We start from the raw sequence: 3,999 nt of genomic DNA, 5'->3' as shown, positions 1-3,999 counted from the left end.
GATTATGGATGACCTGTGGTGGGATTTTTTAGGGGTACGTTTGTTTATTTCAGAGACCGGGCGAATACACACCCCTCTTCTTCATTGCAGCATAAGATACAGTAAACAGCGGAAAGGGGGAATTGTGAATGGGTTACGGATATGGCGGAGGCTTTGCGCTGATTGTTGTTCTTTTCATCCTTCTAATCATCGTTGGTGCAGCGTTCCTATACTAAAATCATTCCAGTAAAAAGCACCGAATAACCACCATAAGTGATTAGCGAGGTGCTTTTTTCCTTACGCACACGAGCGGCGGTTAATCATTAAAACATTCTTAAAATACCCTTCCTATAATGGGAAGGGTATTTTTTGTGCAGCCCATCCCTACATTCCGGGCGTCCGTGCTACAATGAATACTGAATGTCAGTAAGGAGGTAACTATGAATATAAAAACATCCGAACAATTATACACAGAAGCAACTGAACATATCGTAGGCGGTGTAAACTCTCCGTCCCGCGCTTACAAAGGTGTTGGCGGCGGCACCCCCGTCTACATGAACCGAGGAGAAGGTTCACACTTTTATGATGTGGACGGTAATGAGTATATTGACTACTTAGGTGCCTACGGGCCTATTATTACGGGACACGCCCACCCTCACATAACGGAGGCGATTACGAAGGCTGCCCAAAATGGAGTGCTTTACGGTACACCGACCGTACTTGAAAATCGGTTTGCGAAAATGCTCAAGGAAGCCATTCCTTCCCTGGAAAAAGTCCGCTTTGTAAATTCAGGGACTGAGGCAGTCATGACAACCATTCGTGTTGCCCGTGCCTATACTGGACGAAATAAAATCATTAAGTTTGCCGGCTGTTATCATGGCCACTCTGATCTTGTACTGGTCGCTGCCGGTTCAGGACCGTCAACACTCGGCACACCTGACTCAGCCGGGGTGCCCGCTTCGATTGCTCAGGATATCATTACCGTTCCTTTCAATGATATTGAACCTTTTAAAGAGGCTATCGCTCGCTATGGTGATGAGATTGCCGGAGTGCTTGTCGAGCCGATTGTCGGAAACTTTGGTATTGTGGAACCTAAACCTGGATTCCTCCAAGAAGTGAATGAACTCGCTCACGAAGCAGGCTCCTTGGTTATTTACGATGAGGTCATTACAGCCTTCCGTTTTACGTATGGAAGTGCCCAGCAGCTTCTCGACATTGAACCGGATATGACAGCCATGGGTAAAATTATTGGCGGAGGTCTTCCGATAGGAGCTTACGGAGGTCGTGCAGATATTATGGAACAAGTTGCCCCTCTGGGTCCTGCTTACCAGGCCGGAACCATGGCCGGTAATCCCGCATCAATGTCCGCAGGAATTGCGTGCTTAGAAGTTCTCCAGCAAGAAGGCGTCTATGAAGAAATGGACCGTCTTGGTGAAAAATTGGAAAAAGGCATACTTGAAAGCGCTCGCCAATATGGCATCACGCTAACGATCAATCGACTAAAAGGGGCTTTAACCGTTTACTTCACGGAGGAAGAGGTTACAAACTACGAGCAGGCCGAGAACACAGACGGCGATCGTTTCGCCCGTTTCTTCAAACTTATGCTCGCTGAAGGTATCAATTTGGCCCCTTCTAAATATGAAGCCTGGTTTCTAACCACTGCCCACACGGATGAGGATATTGACCAGACACTTCAAGCGATCGATCGCACTTTCCAGATTATGAGTAAAGAGTAACTATTCAGTTCCGGGGATTCACTTCTCCGGAATTTTTTATATAAAACTCCTAGAATTAATTGAAAATTCTAAATTATCATGCTAAAATAGATTTATAATTCTGAAAACTCTACTGAATTATGATCTTTGTTTCATTTCTTTCCCTTTTCAAGGTTCTGGTGAGAACTAGAGCCCCCTTTAAAGCTAATGCGTTTTTTCGCATTAGCTTCTTCTTTTGTTTCCATTCTTTTTTCTCATTAATTTTGGAATAATTTTAGGTACGATTTTACATAAAATGCGTTATAATAAATCCATTGTTTATTTTAATTGAAGGAAGATGTTTGCTATGAAACTTGGCGCACGTATGATGAAGACTGGGCTTGCTGTAGCTATAGCTCTATATATTGGGAATCTTTTTGGATTTATTTCCCCATTACTTGCAGGTATTGCCGTTGTCTTTTCAATCCAGCCATCCATTTATCGATCTTATCAATCCATAATCGAACAGCTCCAGGGAAATACCATTGGAGCCCTTATCGCAGTAGTCGCCGTATTTACACTTGGGAACGATCCCTTTGTCGTTGGGTTTGCGATCATACTCGTCATCGGTTTTACGACTACTTTAAAAATGAATGAAAACACGGTTGCTCTGGCGGTTGTGGCTGTCATTGCCCTGATGGACTCTACCGATCAGACATTTATGTACTTTGCGACTTCTCGTTTTTCTTCCATGATCTTAGGAATCTTAGCTGCATTTATCGTGAATCTAGTGTTTCTGCCGCCGCGGTATGAAACACGGCTATTCAAGAAAATCGATCTGGCTACGACGGATATTCTTCAATGGCTCAGAGTCACCACCCGGCAGTTGTCAGATGAACCAGCCTTAAAATATGAAATCGTACGTATCCAGGATGATCTACGCTGGACAGACCATACGTACCTTCTTTATTCCGAAGAGCGAACCTATCTTAAAGGCAGAGGTTTTTCAAAAGGAAGAAAAATGGTTCTTTTCCGCCAGTTGATCACGACCACGAAGAAATCTTTCGATGTATTGAAGGCTTTCTACAGACTGGATCACAAAATTGAGCAGATTCCGGAGGATTTCCAGGATGCCCTTGTGCATGAATTGGACAAGCTGATTAATGCTCATGAAAAACTGGTTCTCAGCTTGAAAGGCAGAATTAAGCGCACCCATAAACAAGGACTGCGTCAAATTGAGGAGCCCAATATTCCTCTCCTGGTGGAGCGGCTGATGCATGTCTATGAACAGACCAATAATCCTGACAAGCTGGTCTTTCTACCTTTAGCTTCCCAGTTGATGGAATATCACTACCAGCTCGAGAAGTTGAAAAGATTACTAAAAAGTTACCAAAGCCACCACCAGAACGATTACATTCAAACCACAGATAAATAAAGATATACGCGCTATACCCAAAGCTCAGAGAATTTTCCCCTCTGAGCTTTTTTATGTAACCTCCCTTAAAGCTCCAAGGTGGTTTTAAAGTAAAGCTCCCGTTTATTGAAGACTTGGTTTCGAGATAGTTGGGCCCGTTACTAAAATGGGGATGCGGGTTGGTGGGGAAATAATTCGCTTTCCTGCGGGTAACTGGCAAGCCTCCTCGGTCGTTTCACTCCCTGTGGGGTCTCGCCTCGCTCCTTCTCCCGCGGGAGTCTCCTCATTTCCCCACTAACCCAACTATAATTTTGCGAACGGACCTGCCAAGAAAAAAGTGGGAACCTTAAATCATCTTATATGCTACTAAAGCGGTGTTTATCCCCTGTACAGTGGTATTTAGCGTTGATCACATAGGTTTATCCTTCCTCATATGAAGGCATTTACGTACAGGATTTTGAGCGCTCCATGATCGCAAAGGGGCGGAAGGGACGGCGAAGACTCCTGCGGGATGAACATGACAGGTGAGGCCCCGGAAGGCGCCAGCCTGAGGAGACTAAGCGCAAGGGATGTTCGACTAAGATCGCCACGTCCTGTGGCAACGTCGAACGACCCTGCGTCGTGCAGAGCCACGGAAAGCGAGTCGTTCCCTGAAGCCCCTTTCTCCACCCAATATCTCGAAATCGAGTATTAAACAATCCGGTCCGATTGTTTAATAAAGTGCTTGTGAAAATAGCTTATTATCATGAAACATTTGTGTTAGGTTTTCATGGAATTAGTCATACTTGTTAAAATAACCGCAGATGTAATGAAAACAGGGGGATTCTATGTATAAGAAAATACTATTAGCTGCAGACGGATCTGGACATTCCGTCCGAACAGCTGAACGTGCAGCCGAACTAGCCCGTCTGC

Annotated in this window: 4 protein-coding genes; all 4 read left to right on the top strand. The window is 44.7% G+C overall.

What is annotated here, in order from left to right; genetic code table 11:
• Positions 1 to 128: 128 nt before the first annotated feature.
• On the top strand, positions 129 to 215 hold the full coding sequence (locus WAM07_RS10085) for a YjcZ family sporulation protein (protein WP_085030712.1): 87 nt from the start codon (positions 129 to 131) through the stop codon (positions 213 to 215).
• A gap of 204 nt (positions 216 to 419) precedes the next feature.
• Positions 420 to 1,715, top strand: a complete 1,296-nt coding sequence (locus tag WAM07_RS10080; protein ID WP_422166504.1) for a glutamate-1-semialdehyde 2,1-aminomutase — start codon at positions 420 to 422, stop codon at positions 1,713 to 1,715.
• 325 nt (positions 1,716 to 2,040) lie between these two features.
• Positions 2,041 to 3,108: an FUSC family protein gene (locus WAM07_RS10075; RefSeq protein WP_422166502.1), complete on the top strand. Its 1,068-nt coding sequence runs from the start codon at positions 2,041 to 2,043 to the stop codon at positions 3,106 to 3,108.
• 806 nt (positions 3,109 to 3,914) lie between these two features.
• Positions 3,915 to 3,999 (top strand): universal stress protein (locus tag WAM07_RS10070; protein ID WP_422166506.1); only part of this gene is annotated, 85 nt, incomplete at its 3' end.

Origin of the sequence: Halobacillus sp. (genome assembly GCF_049282395.1) — a bacterium.
In the GTDB taxonomy this organism is placed as follows: Bacteria; Bacillota; Bacilli; order Bacillales; family Halobacillaceae; genus Halobacillus.
Note: the sequence above shows the minus strand (reverse complement) of the source record. Positions and strands in the feature narration are given on the sequence as shown.